The organism is Shinella sp. H4-D48 (assembly GCF_022637395.1).
GTDB classification, from domain to species: domain Bacteria; phylum Pseudomonadota; class Alphaproteobacteria; order Rhizobiales; family Rhizobiaceae; genus Shinella; species Shinella sedimenti.
This window is the reverse complement of the sequence record NZ_CP093337.1, coordinates 341,159-356,885: the sequence shown is the minus strand read 5'-3', so window position 1 is coordinate 356,885 and position 15,727 is coordinate 341,159. Positions and strand designations below refer to the sequence as shown.

Below are 15,727 nucleotides of genomic sequence, written 5' to 3'. Positions count from 1 at the left end.
CTTTGTCCTGGTCCTTAGAGCGCTTCAGCGCCCGAGATGATTTCGATGAGTTCCTTGGTGATCTGAGCCTGGCGCTGACGGTTGTAGTTGAGCGTCAGCTTGTTGATCATTTCACCAGCATTGCGGGTCGCGTTGTCCATGGCGCTCATCTTGGCGCCCATTTCGCCGGCGACGTTCTCGAGCAGGGCCCGGAAGATCTGGACGGAAATGTTGCGCGGGATGAGATCGCCGAGGATCGCGGCGGCATCCGGCTCGTAGTCGTAGATCGCGGTCGCGCCGGTCGTCTCCGCCACGGCCGCCGGAGCGGAAGCGGGGATAAGCTGGAGCGCGGTCGGGATCTGCGAGATGACCGACTTGAACTCAGAATAGAACAGCGTGCAGACGTCGAACTCGCCCTTCTCGAACAGACCGATGACCTTGCGGCCCACCTGGTCGGCGTTCTCGAAACCGATGCGCTTGACTTCACGCAGGTCGACGCGGTCGATGATCAGCGAAGCGTATTCGCGCCGCAGGATATCGAAGCCCTTCTTGCCCACGCAGATGATCTTGACCGTCTTGCCGCTCGCCAGAAGCTTGCGGGTATGGTCACGCGCCAGACGAGCGATCTGCGAATTGAAACCGCCGCACAGGCCACGCTCGGCCGTGCAGACGACGAGCAGATGAACCTGGTCCTTGCCCGTGCCGGTCATCAGACGCGGCGCGCTGTCGTCCTGGCCGACGGCCTGGGCGATGTTGGCGAGAACCGCGCTCATGCGCTGCGAATAGGGCCGGGCAGCCTCGGCCGCTTCCTGGGCACGCCGAAGCTTCGCCGCGGCGACCATTTTCATCGCCTTGGTGATCTTCTGCGTCGCCTTGACGGAGGCGATCCGGTTTTTCAGATCCTTAAGTGAAGGCATCCGTTTTCCGTCCTGTAGCACGATCTCCCGGACAGGTGTCGGGGATGGTCATGCGTCAAATCCAAAAGCTCGGAGCACCTGCGCGCCTTGGGCGCGCAGGGCTGGAACCGTCAGCCTCAGCCGAAGGTCTTGGCGAAGGAGTCGAGAGCAGCCTTGAGCTTGCCCTTCGTGTCGTCGCTGATCGCCTTGTCGGTGCGGATGGCATCGAGGATCGCCTTGCCTTCCGAACGGAAGTAGCCGAGCAGACCCTGCTCGAACTTGCCGACGTCGGAGACGGCGATCTTGTCGAGGTAGCCGTTCACGCCAGCGAAGATCACCACGACCTGCTCTTCCGTCTTCAGCGGCGAGAACTGCGGCTGCTTCAGGAGTTCGGTCAGGCGGGCACCGCGGTTCAGCAGGCGCTGCGTTGCGGCATCGAGGTCCGAGCCGAACTGGGCGAAGGCTGCCATTTCGCGATACTGGGCGAGTTCGCCCTTGATCGAGCCGGCGACCTGCTTCATCGCCTTGATCTGTGCGGACGAGCCGACGCGGGAAACCGACAGACCGACGTTAACGGCCGGGCGGATACCCTGGTAGAACAGGTCCGTTTCAAGGAAGATCTGGCCGTCGGTGATCGAGATCACGTTGGTCGGAATGAACGCCGAAACGTCGTTACCCTGGGTTTCGATAACCGGCAGTGCCGTCAGCGAACCAGCGCCCATGTCGTCGTTGAGCTTTGCAGCGCGCTCGAGGAGACGCGAGTGCAGGTAGAAAACGTCGCCCGGATAAGCTTCGCGGCCCGGCGGGCGGCGCAGCAGGAGCGACATCTGACGATAGGAAACGGCCTGCTTGGAAAGGTCGTCGTAACCGATGAGGGCGTGCTTGCCGTTGTCACGGAAGTATTCGCCCATCGCGCAGCCGGCGAACGGTGCGAGGTACTGCATCGGCGCCGGGTCGGAAGCCGTTGCGGCAACGATGATCGAGTACTGGAGAGCGCCGCGCTCTTCGAGAACCTTCACGAACTGGGCAACCGTCGAACGCTTCTGGCCGATAGCGACGTAGACGCAGTACAGCTTGTCGCCGTCCGGGCCGTTGTCGTGGATCGCCTTCTGGTTCAGGATCGTGTCCAGGATGATAGCGGTCTTGCCGGTCTGGCGGTCGCCGATGACGAGCTCGCGCTGGCCGCGACCGACCGGGATGAGGGCGTCGATGGCCTTGAGGCCGGTCGACATCGGCTCATGAACCGACTTGCGCGGAATGATGCCGGGAGCCTTGACGTCAACGCGGGCGCGCTGCTTGGCATTGATCGGGCCCTTGCCGTCGATCGGGTTGCCGAGCGCATCGACAACGCGACCGAGCAGTTCCGGACCGACCGGAACGTCAACGATGGCGCCGGTCCGCTTGACGGTGTCGCCTTCCTTGATGTCACGGTCCGAACCGAAGATAACGACACCGACGTTGTCGCTTTCCAGGTTCAGCGCCATCCCGCGGATGCCACCGGGAAACTCGACCATTTCACCGGCCTGAACGTTGTCGAGGCCGTAAACGCGGGCGATACCGTCACCCACGGAAAGCACCTGGCCGACTTCAGAGACTTCCGCCTCTTTGCCGAAATTTTTGATCTGATCTTTGAGAATTGCGGAAATTTCCGCGGCGCGGATATCCATCAGCCGACCTCTTTCAGTGCAAGCTTAAGAGTAGAGAGTTTGGTGCGAAGGGACGTGTCGATCTGGCGCGATCCCACCTTGACGATCAGACCACCGAGAATGGACGGGTCGACGGTGACGGCAATCGCCACGTCTTTGCCGGTGACGCCTTTCAGCGCCGCCTTCAATTCTTTTTCCTGCGCTGCGGTCAGCGCATGGGCCGAGGTAACGTCGGCCGTGATTTCGCCGCGGGCACGGGCCGCGATGACGCGGTAGGCCTTGATCATGCCCGGGACGGCGAAGAGGCGGCGATTTGACGCAACCACCTTGAGGAAGTTTGCCACGAGGCCCGTGATGCCGGCCTTGGCGGCAACGGCGGAAATGGCCTTGGTCTGATCTTCGGCGGAGAAGACGGGGCTGACGATCAGCCGCTTGAGGTCGTCGCTTTCGTCGATCAGGGCCTGGAAACGGTCGAGATCGGCACCGACACTGTCAGCCGAACCGGCTTCCTGAGCGAGGTCGAAAAGCGAGGACGCATATCTTTCTGCAACACCGGAAACGAGCTGGGATGTGTCTGCCACGGGCACAAGCTTCTCTTCTTTTCATCCAGAGTATTGGTCAGTAGCGGAGCTACGGCCCTAACACGCTGAAATCGTTGCTGTAATCTTCAGCTCCCACAGGCGTTGACGCCCGCTTTTTCTGAATTTCGCGGTTCGTCTAGCATAGGAAACCCGGACTCGCAACACGCCGGACGCAGGAATGCGCCATAAGTCGGCCACAGTCGGGGCGAAACTTCACTGCGCGACGTGTGTTCGTCTGTCTGACGACACTAAACGCCGCTTTTGGCTCAGATGAAGCCGAATGCATATCCGAGCGGAAGCGCAGCAAGCACTGCCTGGACTGCAAGCACGAGAAGGTTCTTCAGGCTGAAGGAACCGTCCGACGCAAACGAGACGATGCGGCCGAAGGCGGCAAGTGCAAAGCCCCCGCCGATCGCCATGTAGATCCAGCTCTGCGCCATCATCAGCGCGACGATGGAAAGTCCGGCATAGAAGCCGCCGGCCGAGCGCACGAAGGCTGTCCCTTCCCGGCTGGCGTCCTGGCGCTGCAGGCCCGCAAGCCGGAGCGCCGTGCCCGGGGCAAACAGTCCAAACAGTCCGATAAGTCCCGTCACGACGGCCGCACAGAAGGCCAGAAACTCGCCTGTCTCGGTGGGGATGTAGAATTCCATCATGGGGGCCTCCGTCGCTTTGCGCGCATCTTCTATCGCATGGCGCAGCGGGCCGCAGAAGCCGGCGAAACGTCTGCGCACAATTCTTTGTTAACCATGCGCCTCACAGGAAGCTCTGCGGATCGATGTCGAGCTGAACCTGGATCGATGCGCGTTCCTTCGGGCCGTTGGCGAGCATGGCGCGCAAGAAGGCCTGCATCTCGCTTCCCCGCCGGCCGTGTACCAGCAGGCGAAAGCGATGGCGACCGCGCACAAGCGCCAGCGGCGCTTCCGCAGGTCCCAGGATGGAGATGCCGTCCGCATGGGGGGCCGCCTGCCGAAGGCCGCGCGCATGCGCTTCCGCCTCGTTGCGGCTGTCGGCCGAGACGATGACGGAGGCGAGCCGGCCGAAGGGCGGCAGAAGTGCCTTTTCCCGTTCACCGATCTCGCGGTCGTAGAAGGCCTGCGCGTCGCCGGAGACGATAGCCTGCATCACCGGATGCGTCGGCTGATAGGTCTGAATGAGGCCATGGCTCTTGAGGCCGGAGCGGCCCGCGCGGCCCGTGACCTGTGACAGCAGCTGGAATGTGCGCTCGGCAGCCCGCGGATCGCCGTTCGAAAGCCCGAGATCCGCATCCACCACGCCGACCAGCGACATCAGCGGGAAATTGTGCCCCTTGGCGACAAGCTGCGTGCCGATGACGATATCCGCCTCGCCGCGCGCGATCGCTTCCAGTTCCAGTCGCAGCCGCTTTACCCCCATCAGGTCGGAGGAAAGCACGATGGTCCGCGCCTCCGGGAAATGCCGCTCCACCTCCTCCGCAATACGCTCGACGCCCGGCCCGCAGGCCGCGAGATGGTCGAACGTGCCGCATTCGGGGCAGGCTTCTGGCGTGCGCTCGGCGTAGCCGCAATGGTGGCACTGGATCTGTCCGCGGAAGCGATGCTCCACCAGCCAGCTCGAGCATTGCGGGCACTGGAAGCGATGGCCGCAGACCCGGCAGAGCGTCAGCGGCGCATAGCCGCGCCGGTTGAGGAAAAGCAGCGCCTGCTGTTCCTTCTCGATGGTGCGGGCGATGCCGCGCAGCATGATCGGCGAGAGAAAGCCGCCGCGCGCCGGGGGATGGCGGCGCATGTCGATGAGATGCAGGTCCGGCAGCGCCGCATCGCCGTAGCGCGTCGGCAGATGCAGTTTGCGGTATCGTCCCGTATCGCTGTTGACGCGGCTTTCCACCGACGGCGTTGCAGAAACGAGTACGGCCGGAAAATCACCGATGCGCGCCCTGACAACGGCCATGTCGCGTGCATTATAGAAGACACGGTCTTCCTGCTTGTAGGCGGGGTCGTGCTCTTCATCAACAATGACGAGGCCCAGATTCTCGAAGGGCAAAAAGAGCGCGGAGCGCGCGCCCGCGACCACCCGCACATCGCCTGTCGTCACCTGCCGCCAGACTTTTTCGCGGGTGCGCGGCGCCAGATCCGAATGCCACTCCGCGGGCTTGGCACCAAACCGGTCCTGGAAGCGTTCGAGGAAGCTCGCCGTCAGCGCGATTTCCGGCAGCAGGATCAGCACCTGCCGGCCCTTCCGCAGCGTCTCGGCAATCGCCTCGAAATAGACCTCCGTCTTGCCCGAGCCGGTAATGCCGTCGATCAGGGAAACGGAAAACTCGCCCTTGCGCACGCTCTCGACGAGTTCGGCCGCACTATCCGTCTGCGGCCCTTCCAGCCTCGGCGCAACATAATCCGGGTCGGGCGGCGCCACGACGGGCGGCGGCGGCAGGAAAACCGTTTCGAATGTGCCTTGCTTGACCAAGCCGTCGACCACGCTCGTCGAGGTACCCGAGGCATGGGCAAGCCCCGAACGCGTCCAGGGAATGCCGTCCTCCACCAGCTCCAGCACGCGCTCGCGTGCGCTGGTCAGGCGCTCCGGCCGGTGGCCGGTGAAGCGCAGCCCCTCGATCATCGGCTCTGGGTCGAAAGCGGTCGGCGCGCGCAGCGCCATGCGTGTCACCAGACCGGGCGGTGTGACAGTGTAGGCAGAAACCCAATCGAGGAAATCGCGCATTTCCTTCGACAGCGGCGGGCAATCGAAGACCTTCTCGATCGGCCGGAGCTTCTTCGGATCGACCTTGCCGTCATCGCCGCCGTCCCACACGACACCCGGCACCAGCCGCGGTCCAAGCGGCACTTGCACGATGGAGCCCGGCTGAACGGCCATGCCGTCGGGCACCGTATAGGAATAGGGCACGGGCGTGGGCACCGGCACCATGACGGGCACCGTGCGCGGAAAGAGTTTGTCTCCGAAAAGGTCGGTCGAATCGCTGCTCATTTCCCGCGACCATGCCCCCATGACCGCGCGAAGAAAACCGCAAAGATGAAGCCGCCCTCAATCGTCATCGTCAGCCATTGCGCCGGTCAGCCGCATGCCGTCGATCCAGGTCGCGCCGTCATTGCGCACGACCCGTTTCGCACGCACTCCGCAACGCGCCTCCACCTCGGCGGCCAGCCGTTCGGAATGGGTGACGATCCACAGCTGGCTCGTCTGCGCCGCCTGGGCGATCATTTCGGCAAGCGGCGAGAGCATGTCCGGGTGCAGGCTCGCCTCCGGCTCGTTGAGCGCAATCAGCGGCGGCGTGCGATAGGAAAGCAGCGCCGCGGCGAGCGCAAGGAATCGGATCTGCCCGTCGGAAAGCTCGCGCGGCTGGAAGACACGCTTGGGAAACTGCGGGAAGGTCAGCCCGTAAGAGGCAAACTCCTCGGGCTCCGGCACCGAAAGCTGCGCACCGCCGAAAGCATCCGCCACCGCCCGGTCGAGATCGACCGTGTCCTGCCGCGTCCATCGAAGCGTCGCAAACACCGCCGCCATATTGGCCCCGTCCTGATCAAGCAGCGGGGCGGTAACGGCCAGGCAAGGCTGGCGCAGCGCTGAATCCCGGTCCGACCGGAAGCCGTGGAAGAACCGCCATTGCGAGACGGCTCGGCGGAAGGTGCCGATTTCAGGATAGTGCCCGGCATCGCCAAGCAGCGCGACGGCCGTTTCCGACGTCAGCGCCTGTTCGGGATATTCGACCAAACGGCCGTTTTCATCTCGCACCATGATGCCCGGCCCGGCCCGCTTCATCACCGTGACAGGACGGCGCCCGGTCTCGATCGACAATTCTTCCGCCTTGACCTGCGGCTCGAAGGCGAAGCCCGCGGCCGCCTTCGGCGGACGCAACCCCGCTTCCACGCGATAGCGGAAGGTAATCGCCCGTTCCTCGTCGAGCAGCTCGGTTTCCAGCCGGATGCGTACCGGCTCGTTTGCTCGCCGCTTGCCGGTCCACAGTGCCGAGGCCATGCCGCCTTCCGCCGCGATCTCGTAGGCGAAGTCGCCGCGCACGGCAGCCTGCACCAGTTGCAGCGAACGGTAGAGGTTCGATTTTCCCGCGCCGTTTTCGCCGACGAACAGGTTCACCCGTCCAAGATCCATGCGGATCGCGCGCAGCGAGCGATAGTTTTCGGCAGACATGGAGCGCAGTAGCATGGACCTATCCGGTTCGGTGGACGCACGTTTTAGGATCGGCTTCGTGTCTACAGGAAGGCAGGCCGCTTTGGCGAGCGCCGTAGCTGAACGTTAGCAGATCCATAACGCAAATCGCCGATCCTGTGACAAACGCCCCCGGGCTATCGCCAAAGGCAGGACATGACCGAGCTTCTCATCATCGCCGATCCCACGCTCATGAACGAGCGGCAGGCTTGGCTTGCGGCGCTTGCCGGAGAACGCCGCCTTTCGGCCAATACGCTGGACGCCTACGAGCGCGACACCCGTCAGTTCCTCGCCTTCCTGACCGGGCATATCGCTGCACCCGCCAGCTTGAAGGACATCGGCAACCTGCGGCCGGCGGACCTGCGCGGCTTTCTCGCCGCCCGGCGGCGCGACGGCGCGGGTGCGCGCACGCTTGGCCGCGGCCTTGCCGGTTTGCGCTCTTTCCTGCGCCATCTCGAGCGCAAGGGCCTCGCCAATTCCGCCGGCGCGACCGCCGTACGCTCGCCGAAACAGCCGAAGTCACTGCCCAAACCGCTCTCAGACCGGCAGGCCATCGCCGTCGTCGATGCGCATGAACAGCTCGCCGAAGAGCCATGGATCCGCACCCGAAACGCCGCCGTGCTCGCCTTGCTCTACGGCTGCGGCCTGCGCATCTCCGAGGCGCTGGCGCTGACACAAGGTGATTTTGCGGGAAGCCCGACATCGCTGCGCATCACAGGCAAGGGTGGCAAGACACGCATTGTGCCGCTCATCGCCCCCGCCCGCGCGGGCGTGGAGGATTACATCAAGCTCTGCCCCTTCCCGCTCGGCGACGACAGGCCGCTCTTTCGCGGCGCGCGCGGCGGCCCTTTGCAGCCAGCCATCATCCAGCGCGAAATGCAGAAGATGCGCGGCGCGCTCGGCCTGCCGGACAGCGCGACGCCCCATGCTCTGCGCCATTCCTTCGCCACCCATCTTCTGGCCGGAGGCGGCGACCTGCGCACCATTCAGGAGTTGCTCGGCCATGCCAGCCTTTCCACCACGCAGGTCTATACCGGCGTCGATTCCGCACGCCTGCTCGAAATCTACGATCGCGCCCATCCGCGGGCCTGATCCGTTAAGAGATTCGTGAGAACCCCGGGACTAGGGTCGCCGCAAAATGCAGGGAGTTCGACCATGACAGTCCTTCTTCACAAAAGCCGCATGGCGCTCGCCGACCGGATGGCCGATACTGGCCTGTGGCTGCTTGCCGCGGTCAACATGCTCATCGCGCTCTCTTTCCTCGTCGTGCTCGCGTCCCTATCGCCGGCCAATGCGCAGGATCTTCCGGTCTGCGGCGGCAACAACCTGCTAACGCGGTACGAGACGAACGATCCAGCCGCCTTCGCCAAACTGCGCGCCGAAGCCGATGCGGTGCCGAACGGCAAGACCATCTTCTGGAAAATCGAGAAGGACGGCAAGCCGGCCTCCTGGCTGCTCGGCACCATGCATGTAACCGACCCGCGCGTTGTCGCCATGCCCGACGGCGCGCGAAAAGCCTTTGACGAGGCCGCGACTGTCGTCGTCGAATCCGACGAGATTGCAGACGAGAAGAAGGCAGGCGTGACCATCCTGGCGCGCCCTGACCTGACCATGTTCAATGACGGGAAGTCGATCACCGATTTCCTCAGCAAGGATGATGCCGAAACGCTGGCCGAGGGGCTGAAGGGCCGCGGCCTGTCGCTCGCCGCCGTCGGGCGCATGAAGCCCTGGATGATCGCAAGCTTCGTGGCACTTCCCGCCTGCGAGATCGCCCGCAAGACGGCCGGCGCCGCCTTCCTCGACCAGAAGCTCGCCAAGGACGCTCTGGCCGAGGGCAAGACCCTCAAGGGCCTGGAAACCTTGATAGAGCAGATCTCCGCCCTCGACTCGTTACCCATCGAACCACAGATTCAGGGCCTCGTGCAGACCGTCGCCCTCGGCGATACGCTGCAGGACGTCATCGAGACGATGAGCCAGCTCTATCTGGCCGGCGATGTCGGCATGATCATGCCGATGATGCGCGCTGCGGCTCCGCAGGCCGAAGGCGATGTCGACAGCTATGCCGATTTCGAGCAGCGCATCATCATCGACCGCAACCACACCATGGCGACCCGTGCAGCCCCGATCCTCGCGGATGGCAACGTCTTCATGGCCGTCGGCGCGCTGCACCTGCCCGGCGCGGAAGGCGTCGTGGAATTGCTGCGCAAGGAAGGCTTTACGGTTACGGCCGTGAACTGACCACGCGCGTTCCGATGCCTGACAGCATCGTGCGTACGATCAGCTTGTGGAACGGCATCACGGCGGCAAGGTAGAACCGCCCAAGCAGGTTGTTGCGGTGGACGAGCGTCATCACGGAGAGCGTCTGGCCACAGGGCCGGTCGGAGCGCACGTCGATGACGATGCGAAAATCCAGATGCCGGTCGTCGAAGCCCAGCACCACCCGGTCGTCGGTGACGCTCACCACCGGAAAACCGCCGATCTCCGTCTCAGATGTCCGCACCTCGCCGGCCGCCCCTTTCAGCCCGAACGGCGCGACCAGCGCGTTGCGCAGTACCATCAGCCTGCGTATCCAGCGCGGCGGATGCTCCAACGCCAGCCGCGCGGCCTCCCGCGCTGTCAAGTGATCGACAGGCAGTCCGAGCGTGAACCGGTCCGCCCAGTCGGCGGCGGGAAGAACGGGATGGGGGAGCGAGACGGGTCTCGACACGGGCGACATGGCGGTCTCCTTCAAGGCCGCCATGCTGCGCTTTAACGCCGGGAGATGACAGGTGGCCGGTTGTCGCAGCAGGTGGCACGCCGCATCCCGACATGCGGTTACTGCGATCCCGCGTCACGTCCCGCTGGTCATTCTGCGCAGGACGGGCGTCTTCCAATAGAACTGGTGCACCGCGACACCGGCGAGATGCGCAACGATCAGGACCCAGAGCAGGGCCTTGAACAGCCCTGCATGAAGGGAACCCGTTTGCGTAACACCGAAATAATAGGCGGCGATGCCGCTGAGCGGCATCAGGAAGAACAGACCATAAAAGGCCCAATGCGCCGCTGTGGAAACACGCCTGAAGAACAAGGGCTCGGCGGCGGGCGCCTCCGGCGCACCCTGTACCACCCGCAATCCGAGACGAAGCACCGCGAGACAGAGAATGGCGATGCCGACATAGGCATGGATGTTGGCGGACGCCAGATCGTCTGGCGTGACCGTATCACCGCGACGGACGAGGCGGTTCCAGTGTTCAATGCCATCGGAAAAGATGAGGTTGAACCCGATCAGCAGGAACATCATCCAATGCAGGATGCGTTGCGAGATCGAATAGGAAAGAGCGGTATGCGAAGCCATGTGACCCTCTTCGGAAATGCATTACCAGCATTGCCGAGAATAACGGCCGCGGATGAAAAACCAATCCGCGGCCGCCACATGGCTGAAATTTAATATTTGTAAGTCGTCAAATACCGGTCACATGTGAATGGGCTTGAAGAAGGTTGCGAGCGCCGCTTCCTTGACGGCTTCCGACATGGTCGGATGCGCGTGGCAGGTGCGGCCGAGATCTTCCGAGGAGCCGCCGAATTCCATGAGGACAGCCGCCTCGTGGATCATCTCGCCGGCGCCGAAGCCGACGATGTGCACACCGAGCACGCGGTCGGTTTCCTTGTCGGCCAGCACCTTCACGAAACCATCCGTCGCCAGCATGGCGCGGGCACGGCCGTTGGCCGTGAAGGGGAACTTGCCGGCCTTGTAGGCGATGCCTGCGGCCTTCAGTTCTTCCTCTGTCTTGCCGACGGAGGCGACTTCGGGCTGGGTGTAGACGACGCCCGGGATGACGTCATAGTTCACATGGCCCGCCTGGCCGGCGAGGATTTCGGCTACGGCAACGCCCTCGTCTTCCGCCTTGTGGGCGAGCATGGGGCCGCGTACGACATCGCCGAGCGCGTAGATGCCGGGTACGTTGGTCTGGAAATGCTTGTCGATCTCGACGCGGCCGCGGCTGTCGAGCGCCACGCCGGCTTCCGTCAGGCCGAGACCCTCCGTGTAGGGCTTGCGGCCGGTGGCGATCAGCACGACATCGGCGTCGATGGTGGTGGCCTCACCGCCCTTGACCGGCTCGAAAGTCACCTTGGCGCCCGACCCCGTCTTCTCCACGCCCGTCACCTTGGCACCGAGCTTGAAGTCGATGCCCTGCTTGGCCAGCATGCGCTGGAACTGCTTGGAGACCTCGCCGTCCATGCCGCCGAGGATCGTATCGAGATATTCCACGACCGTGACCTTGGCGCCAAGGCGTGCCCAGACCGAACCGAGCTCCAGCCCGATGACGCCGCCGCCGACGACCACCATATGGCCCGGCACCTTGTCGAGCGCGATGCCGCCCGTCGAGGAGACGATGACCTTTTCGTCGATCTCGACCGGGACACCGGGAATGCCGGCGACGTCCGAACCCGTGGCGATCACGATGTTCTTCGTCTCGAGGACCTGCTCCTCGCCCTTGTCATTGGTGACGGAAACCTTGCCGGCGCCCAGCACCTTACCGGTGCCCTGGATGCCGTCGATCTTGTTCTTCTTGAAGAGGAAGGCGACGCCGTCGACGTTCGATTTCACCGTCGCATCCTTGTGCGCCATCATCTTCGGCAGATTGAGGGTCGGCTTCACACCATCGATGCCGAGCGCCTCCATGCCGTGGGCGGCGTGGCTGTAGGCCTCAGACGCGTGCAGCAGCGCCTTGGACGGGATGCAGCCGACATTGAGGCAGGTGCCGCCATAGGTGGCGCGCTTTTCCACGACGGCGACCTTCAGGCCGAGCTGGGCTGCCTTGATGGCGCAGACATAGCCGCCGGGGCCGGAACCGATAACGATGAGATCATATGCCATGACAAGTCCTTCCTACGCAGGGCCTAGCGGCCGCCGCTGACGTTGATGGCGGCACCCGTCACATAGGATGCCGCGTCGGAGAGAAGATAGAGAATGGATTGGGCCACTTCATCGGCAGTGCCCGGCCGCTGCATCGGGATGAGCGACGCCATGTCGCGCGCCCGGTCCGGCAAGCCGCCGGAGGCGTGGATTTCGGTCTCGATGATGCCGGGGCGCACGAGATTGACGCGCACGCCTTCCGCCGCGACCTCGCGCGCCAGGCCGATGGTGAAGCTTTCGATGGCGCCCTTGCTGGCGGCATAGTCGACATATTGCCCGGCGGCGCCAAGCAGGGCCGCAACGGACGAGAGGTTGACGATGGCGCCGCCTTTGCCGCCGTGTCGGGTCGACATGCGGCGCACCGCTTCCTGCGCGCAGCGGATCGAGCCCATGACGTTGACGGCGAACATGCGCTCCAGCCGCTCGGACGACATCTCGTCGACGCGCTGCGCCGTCGCCACGATGCCGGCATTGTTGACGAGACCGTCGAGCCGGCCGAACGTGCCGTCGATGGTGGAGAAGATCGAGGCGAGGCCTAGCTCGGTGCCGACATCGCCCTGGACGGGGATGGCCGAACCGCCAACCGCGCGGATTTCCGCCACCACGGCTTCGGCTGCCTGCAGATTGGTGACGTAGTTCACGGCAACCTGCCAGCCGGCAGCACCCGCCAGCCGGCAGACGCTGGCACCGATGCCACGGCTGCCGCCGGTCACGAGAAGAACGGGAGCCTCGATCATGCCGCGCATCCCTTGAGCTTGAGAAGATCCCATGGCACAGCGGACGCCTTGCCCTCGTCCCACAGCTTCGAATAGCGAAGGGACGGGCCGAAGCCGGAGAGCAGCACACCTGCCGCTGCCGTAGCACTCTCATCAGGCAGGTCGGCCGCATCGCCCGCGCCGTTGAGCGCGTAGATCACGCCCTCCCAAACGGTGCAGGCAGCGATCTCCTCGCCGGTCACATCGCCCTCCGGGCAATTGTACATGACCATGCCATTCGAGCGGGCGGGATCGCCCGGCATGACGATTCCATCCAGCACGGTGCGGCTTGAAAGGACCTTCAGCTTGAAATGGTGGCTTGTCGCCGCCGCGTCGGAGCCGGTGGGTTCGAAGGTCAGTTCATAGCCACCATCGCGATCCCCGTAGATCGCACGGTCCTGCCGGCACTCCGCCGCGAAGGCGGAGGTTGCGGCAGACAGGCTGGCAACGATGAGGACGACGCGCATTGCTCAGTGCGCCTTTTCCGTCGCGAGCTTGATGCCCAGCGCGATGAAGACGAGGCCGCTGGTGCGGTCGATCCACTGGCTGGCGCGCGAGAACGCAGCACGCATGCGCGGCGTCGTCATGAAGAGCGAGACGCCGACGAACCAGGCGATCAGGCAGGTTGCCATGACGAGGCCATAGCCGAACTTCACGGCAATCGGCGTATGCGCACTGACGACGGTGGAGAAGATCGACAGGAAGAAGAACACGGCCTTGGGATTGAGCGCATTGGCAAGGAAGCCGAGACCGAAGGCGCGTAACGCCGACTGGTCGCTCTTTTGTCCCTCGCGCCCCTCCACCGCCTCGAGCGAAAGATCGGCCTTTCCGGCGCGCAACGCCTTGATGCCGATATAGATCAAATAGGCCACGCCGCACCACTTCACGATGTTGAAGAGGTAGATCGACTGGGAAATGATCAGCCCGAGCCCGAGGATCGTATAGGTGACGTGGAACATCAGCGACGCGCCGACGCCGAAGGAGGTGATGATCGCCGCCCGGCGCCCGTGCACCAGCGACTGGCGCATGACCATGGCGAGATCGGCCCCCGGCGAAACGATCGCGAAGGAGAAGATGGCCATCAGCGAGGCGAGTTCGAGAAGATAGCTGCTCATCGTTCTCGTCCTCCTAGACGATGATGACGACCGCCATCACCGCCAAGCCCACCAGCGAGGCAAGCCAGACCAGCGAGCGGATATAGGGAATGCCCGTCAGATAGAGCGGGATATAGACAAGCCGGGCGACGAACCACAGCCATGCGCCGATGAGACCCCAGCCCGATGGGTCGCCCGCGATCGCAAGTGCCAAAGCGAGCGCGACAAAACCGGGATAGGTCTCGCGGAAATTCGCGGACGCGCGCGCGGCGCGTCCGGCGAGGATGCCTTGCGGTTCGCGTGCACCGTCACGCGGACCGGCATTCCACTCGGAGCCGAGTTCCTTCGTGGCGAACATGCCCTGCAGGAGGATATGGAAGACGAGCAGCGCCACGCTCAGGACGATGAGCACGAGGATGGGGTAAGCCGCCGTCGCTGCCGTCTCCATGAAACCCTCCTTAGAGATCGAGAACCAGACGCTCCGGATCTTCCAGGCTGTCCTTGACACGCACGAGGAAGGTCACGGCTTCCTTGCCGTCGACGATGCGGTGGTCATAGGACAGCGCGAGATACATCATCGGGCGGATGACGATCTGGCCACCGACGACGACCGGGCGCTCCTGGATCTTGTGCATGCCGAGGATACCCGACTGCGGCGCGTTCAGGATCGGCGAGGACATCAGCGAGCCGTAGACGCCGCCGTTGGAGATGGTGAACGTGCCGCCCTGCATGTCGGCCATGGACAGCGCGCCGTCACGCGCGGCCTTGCCGAGACGGCCGATTTCCTTCTCGATGGCGGCAATACCCATCTGGTCGGCATCGCGTACGACCGGCACCACCAGACCCTTGTCCGTGCCGACGGCGACGCCGACATGGCAATAGTTCTTGTAGATGATGTCGGTGCCGTCGATCTCGGCGTTGACGGCCGGCAGTTCCTTCAGCGCGTGCGTCACGGCCTTGGTGAAGAAGCCCATGAAGCCGAGCTTCACGCCGTGCTTCTTCTCGAAGAGATCCTTGTAACGGTTGCGCAGGTCCATCACGGCCGACATGTCCACCTCATTGTAGGTGGTCAGCATGGCTGCGGTGTTCTGGGCGTCCTTGAGGCGCTTGGCGATGGTCTGGCGCAGGCGCGTCATCTTCACGCGCTCTTCGCGCGGCGCATCGGCTTCGGAAGAGGCCGGACGGGCAGCAACCTTGGCAGGCTCGGCGGAAGCCGCCGACGATGCCGTGATACCCTTTGCAACGGCTGCAAGCACGTCGCCCTTCAGCACCTGACCGCGCTTGCCCGAACCGTCGACCTGATCGGCCGAAAGGTTGTTTTCGGCAAGCAGCTTGGCGGCGGCAGGAGCAGCCGGCATGGCGGACGCGCCGCCGGCAGCGGGCTTGGCTTCGGCGACCGGAGCGGCAGCAGGAGCCTTCTCGACCTTTTCGGCGGCGGCAGGAGCAGCCGCACCGGCGGAAGCACCTTCGGAGATCTGGCCGAGCAGGCCGCCCGGCTCGACGGTTTCGCCGGCGTTGGCGGTGATTTCGCCGAGCACGCCGGAGGCGGGTGCAGGCACTTCGATCGTCACCTTGTCGGTTTCGAGCTCACAGAGCGGCTCGTCGGCCTTGACGACATCGCCCACCTTCTTGAACCAGGTGCCGACGGTCGCTTCGCTGACAGATTCGCCCAGAGTGGGGACGCGGATTTCGGTAGCCATGACTGTGTTCCGTTCGTGATTCTT

The 15,727-nt window shown here is 64.1% G+C and carries 16 protein-coding genes; 2 read left to right on the top strand and 14 right to left on the bottom strand.

The genetic code is table 11. The features are described from left to right. Window positions 1-14: 14 nt before the first annotated feature. From MNR02_RS01670 to MNR02_RS01645, 6 genes are all read right to left on the bottom strand, one after another. Complete coding sequence (locus MNR02_RS01670; protein ID WP_134649344.1) at window positions 15-896, bottom strand: F0F1 ATP synthase subunit gamma; 882 nt, start codon at window positions 894-896, stop codon at window positions 15-17. A gap of 116 nt (window positions 897-1,012) precedes the next feature. Continuing rightward, window positions 1,013-2,542 carry a F0F1 ATP synthase subunit alpha gene (atpA, locus tag MNR02_RS01665; RefSeq protein ID WP_241601094.1) on the bottom strand — a complete coding sequence of 510 codons (1,530 nt, stop codon included), beginning with the start codon at window positions 2,540-2,542 and terminating at the stop codon, window positions 1,013-1,015. Further along, on the bottom strand, window positions 2,542-3,108 hold the full coding sequence (locus tag MNR02_RS01660) for a F0F1 ATP synthase subunit delta (protein WP_241601093.1): 567 nt from the start codon (window positions 3,106-3,108) through the stop codon (window positions 2,542-2,544). Before MNR02_RS01660 ends, atpA begins: the two co-directional genes overlap by 1 nt. 260 nt (window positions 3,109-3,368) lie before the next feature. Further along, window positions 3,369-3,752 (bottom strand): DUF4345 domain-containing protein, encoded by a 384-nt coding sequence (locus tag MNR02_RS01655; protein WP_241601210.1) that lies wholly within the window; start codon window positions 3,750-3,752, stop codon window positions 3,369-3,371. A gap of 103 nt (window positions 3,753-3,855) precedes the next feature. Beyond that, a complete protein-coding gene (locus tag MNR02_RS01650; protein WP_241601092.1) occupies window positions 3,856-6,060 on the bottom strand; it encodes a primosomal protein N' in 2,205 nt (734 codons plus the stop codon). Between the two features lie 57 nt (window positions 6,061-6,117). Beyond that, window positions 6,118-7,254 (bottom strand): AAA family ATPase, encoded by a 1,137-nt coding sequence (locus MNR02_RS01645; RefSeq protein WP_241947860.1) that lies wholly within the window; start codon window positions 7,252-7,254, stop codon window positions 6,118-6,120. A 159-nt stretch (window positions 7,255-7,413) separates the two neighbouring features. On the opposite strand from MNR02_RS01645, the gene MNR02_RS01640 reads away from it, so the two are divergent. Both MNR02_RS01640 and MNR02_RS01635 read left to right on the top strand, forming a co-directional pair. Further along, entirely contained in the window at window positions 7,414-8,349 is a 936-nt protein-coding gene (locus MNR02_RS01640) for a tyrosine recombinase XerC (RefSeq protein WP_241947859.1), read from the top strand. 63 nt (window positions 8,350-8,412) lie between these two features. Beyond that, complete coding sequence (locus MNR02_RS01635; protein ID WP_241947858.1) at window positions 8,413-9,495, top strand: TraB/GumN family protein; 1,083 nt, start codon at window positions 8,413-8,415, stop codon at window positions 9,493-9,495. Here MNR02_RS01635 and MNR02_RS01630 read toward each other — a convergent pair. From MNR02_RS01630 to odhB, 8 genes are all read right to left on the bottom strand, one after another. Further along, a complete protein-coding gene (locus MNR02_RS01630; RefSeq protein ID WP_241601088.1) occupies window positions 9,479-9,973 on the bottom strand; it encodes a DUF2867 domain-containing protein in 495 nt (164 codons plus the stop codon). The genes MNR02_RS01635 and MNR02_RS01630 overlap by 17 nt on opposite strands. A gap of 114 nt (window positions 9,974-10,087) precedes the next feature. Continuing rightward, window positions 10,088-10,591: a cytochrome b gene (locus MNR02_RS01625; RefSeq protein WP_241947857.1), complete on the bottom strand. Its 504-nt coding sequence runs from the start codon at window positions 10,589-10,591 to the stop codon at window positions 10,088-10,090. A 117-nt stretch (window positions 10,592-10,708) separates the two neighbouring features. Further along, entirely contained in the window at window positions 10,709-12,115 is a 1,407-nt protein-coding gene (gene lpdA, locus MNR02_RS01620) for a dihydrolipoyl dehydrogenase (protein ID WP_241947856.1), read from the bottom strand. Between the two features lie 23 nt (window positions 12,116-12,138). Beyond that, complete coding sequence (locus MNR02_RS01615; protein ID WP_241947855.1) at window positions 12,139-12,891, bottom strand: SDR family oxidoreductase; 753 nt, start codon at window positions 12,889-12,891, stop codon at window positions 12,139-12,141. After that, window positions 12,888-13,376, bottom strand: coding sequence for a hypothetical protein (locus MNR02_RS01610; protein WP_241947854.1), 489 nt, complete (start codon window positions 13,374-13,376; stop codon window positions 12,888-12,890). Before MNR02_RS01610 ends, MNR02_RS01615 begins: the two co-directional genes overlap by 4 nt. Before the next feature lie 3 nt (window positions 13,377-13,379). Continuing rightward, window positions 13,380-14,024, bottom strand: coding sequence for a LysE family translocator (locus tag MNR02_RS01605; RefSeq protein ID WP_241601083.1), 645 nt, complete (start codon window positions 14,022-14,024; stop codon window positions 13,380-13,382). Between the two features lie 13 nt (window positions 14,025-14,037). Then, window positions 14,038-14,451 carry an MAPEG family protein gene (locus tag MNR02_RS01600; RefSeq protein ID WP_241947853.1) on the bottom strand — a complete coding sequence of 138 codons (414 nt, stop codon included), beginning with the start codon at window positions 14,449-14,451 and terminating at the stop codon, window positions 14,038-14,040. A gap of 10 nt (window positions 14,452-14,461) precedes the next feature. Then, a complete protein-coding gene (gene odhB, locus MNR02_RS01595; RefSeq protein ID WP_241601081.1) occupies window positions 14,462-15,703 on the bottom strand; it encodes a 2-oxoglutarate dehydrogenase complex dihydrolipoyllysine-residue succinyltransferase in 1,242 nt (413 codons plus the stop codon). Between the last annotated feature and the right edge of the window lie 24 nt (window positions 15,704-15,727).

What these genes read in the sequence shown, in the direction of transcription:
- MNR02_RS01625 (WP_241947857.1), bottom strand. Translation starts at nt 10,591, where the DNA reads ATGGCTTCGCATACCGCTCTTTCCTATTCGATCTCGCAACGCATCCTG.
- MNR02_RS01640 (WP_241947859.1), top strand. Translation starts at nt 7,414, where the DNA reads ATGACCGAGCTTCTCATCATCGCCGATCCCACGCTCATGAACGAGCGG.
- MNR02_RS01630 (WP_241601088.1), bottom strand. Translation starts at nt 9,973, where the DNA reads ATGTCGCCCGTGTCGAGACCCGTCTCGCTCCCCCATCCCGTTCTTCCC.
- MNR02_RS01670 (WP_134649344.1), bottom strand. Translation starts at nt 896, where the DNA reads ATGCCTTCACTTAAGGATCTGAAAAACCGGATCGCCTCCGTCAAGGCG.
- odhB (WP_241601081.1), bottom strand. Translation starts at nt 15,703, where the DNA reads ATGGCTACCGAAATCCGCGTCCCCACTCTGGGCGAATCTGTCAGCGAA.
- MNR02_RS01600 (WP_241947853.1), bottom strand. Translation starts at nt 14,451, where the DNA reads ATGGAGACGGCAGCGACGGCGGCTTACCCCATCCTCGTGCTCATCGTC.
- MNR02_RS01655 (WP_241601210.1), bottom strand. Translation starts at nt 3,752, where the DNA reads ATGGAATTCTACATCCCCACCGAGACAGGCGAGTTTCTGGCCTTCTGT.
- MNR02_RS01615 (WP_241947855.1), bottom strand. Translation starts at nt 12,891, where the DNA reads ATGATCGAGGCTCCCGTTCTTCTCGTGACCGGCGGCAGCCGTGGCATC.
- MNR02_RS01610 (WP_241947854.1), bottom strand. Translation starts at nt 13,376, where the DNA reads ATGCGCGTCGTCCTCATCGTTGCCAGCCTGTCTGCCGCAACCTCCGCC.
- MNR02_RS01645 (WP_241947860.1), bottom strand. Translation starts at nt 7,254, where the DNA reads ATGCTACTGCGCTCCATGTCTGCCGAAAACTATCGCTCGCTGCGCGCG.
- MNR02_RS01605 (WP_241601083.1), bottom strand. Translation starts at nt 14,024, where the DNA reads ATGAGCAGCTATCTTCTCGAACTCGCCTCGCTGATGGCCATCTTCTCC.
- MNR02_RS01635 (WP_241947858.1), top strand. Translation starts at nt 8,413, where the DNA reads ATGACAGTCCTTCTTCACAAAAGCCGCATGGCGCTCGCCGACCGGATG.
- MNR02_RS01650 (WP_241601092.1), bottom strand. Translation starts at nt 6,060, where the DNA reads ATGAGCAGCGATTCGACCGACCTTTTCGGAGACAAACTCTTTCCGCGC.
- lpdA (WP_241947856.1), bottom strand. Translation starts at nt 12,115, where the DNA reads ATGGCATATGATCTCATCGTTATCGGTTCCGGCCCCGGCGGCTATGTC.
- atpA (WP_241601094.1), bottom strand. Translation starts at nt 2,542, where the DNA reads ATGGATATCCGCGCCGCGGAAATTTCCGCAATTCTCAAAGATCAGATC.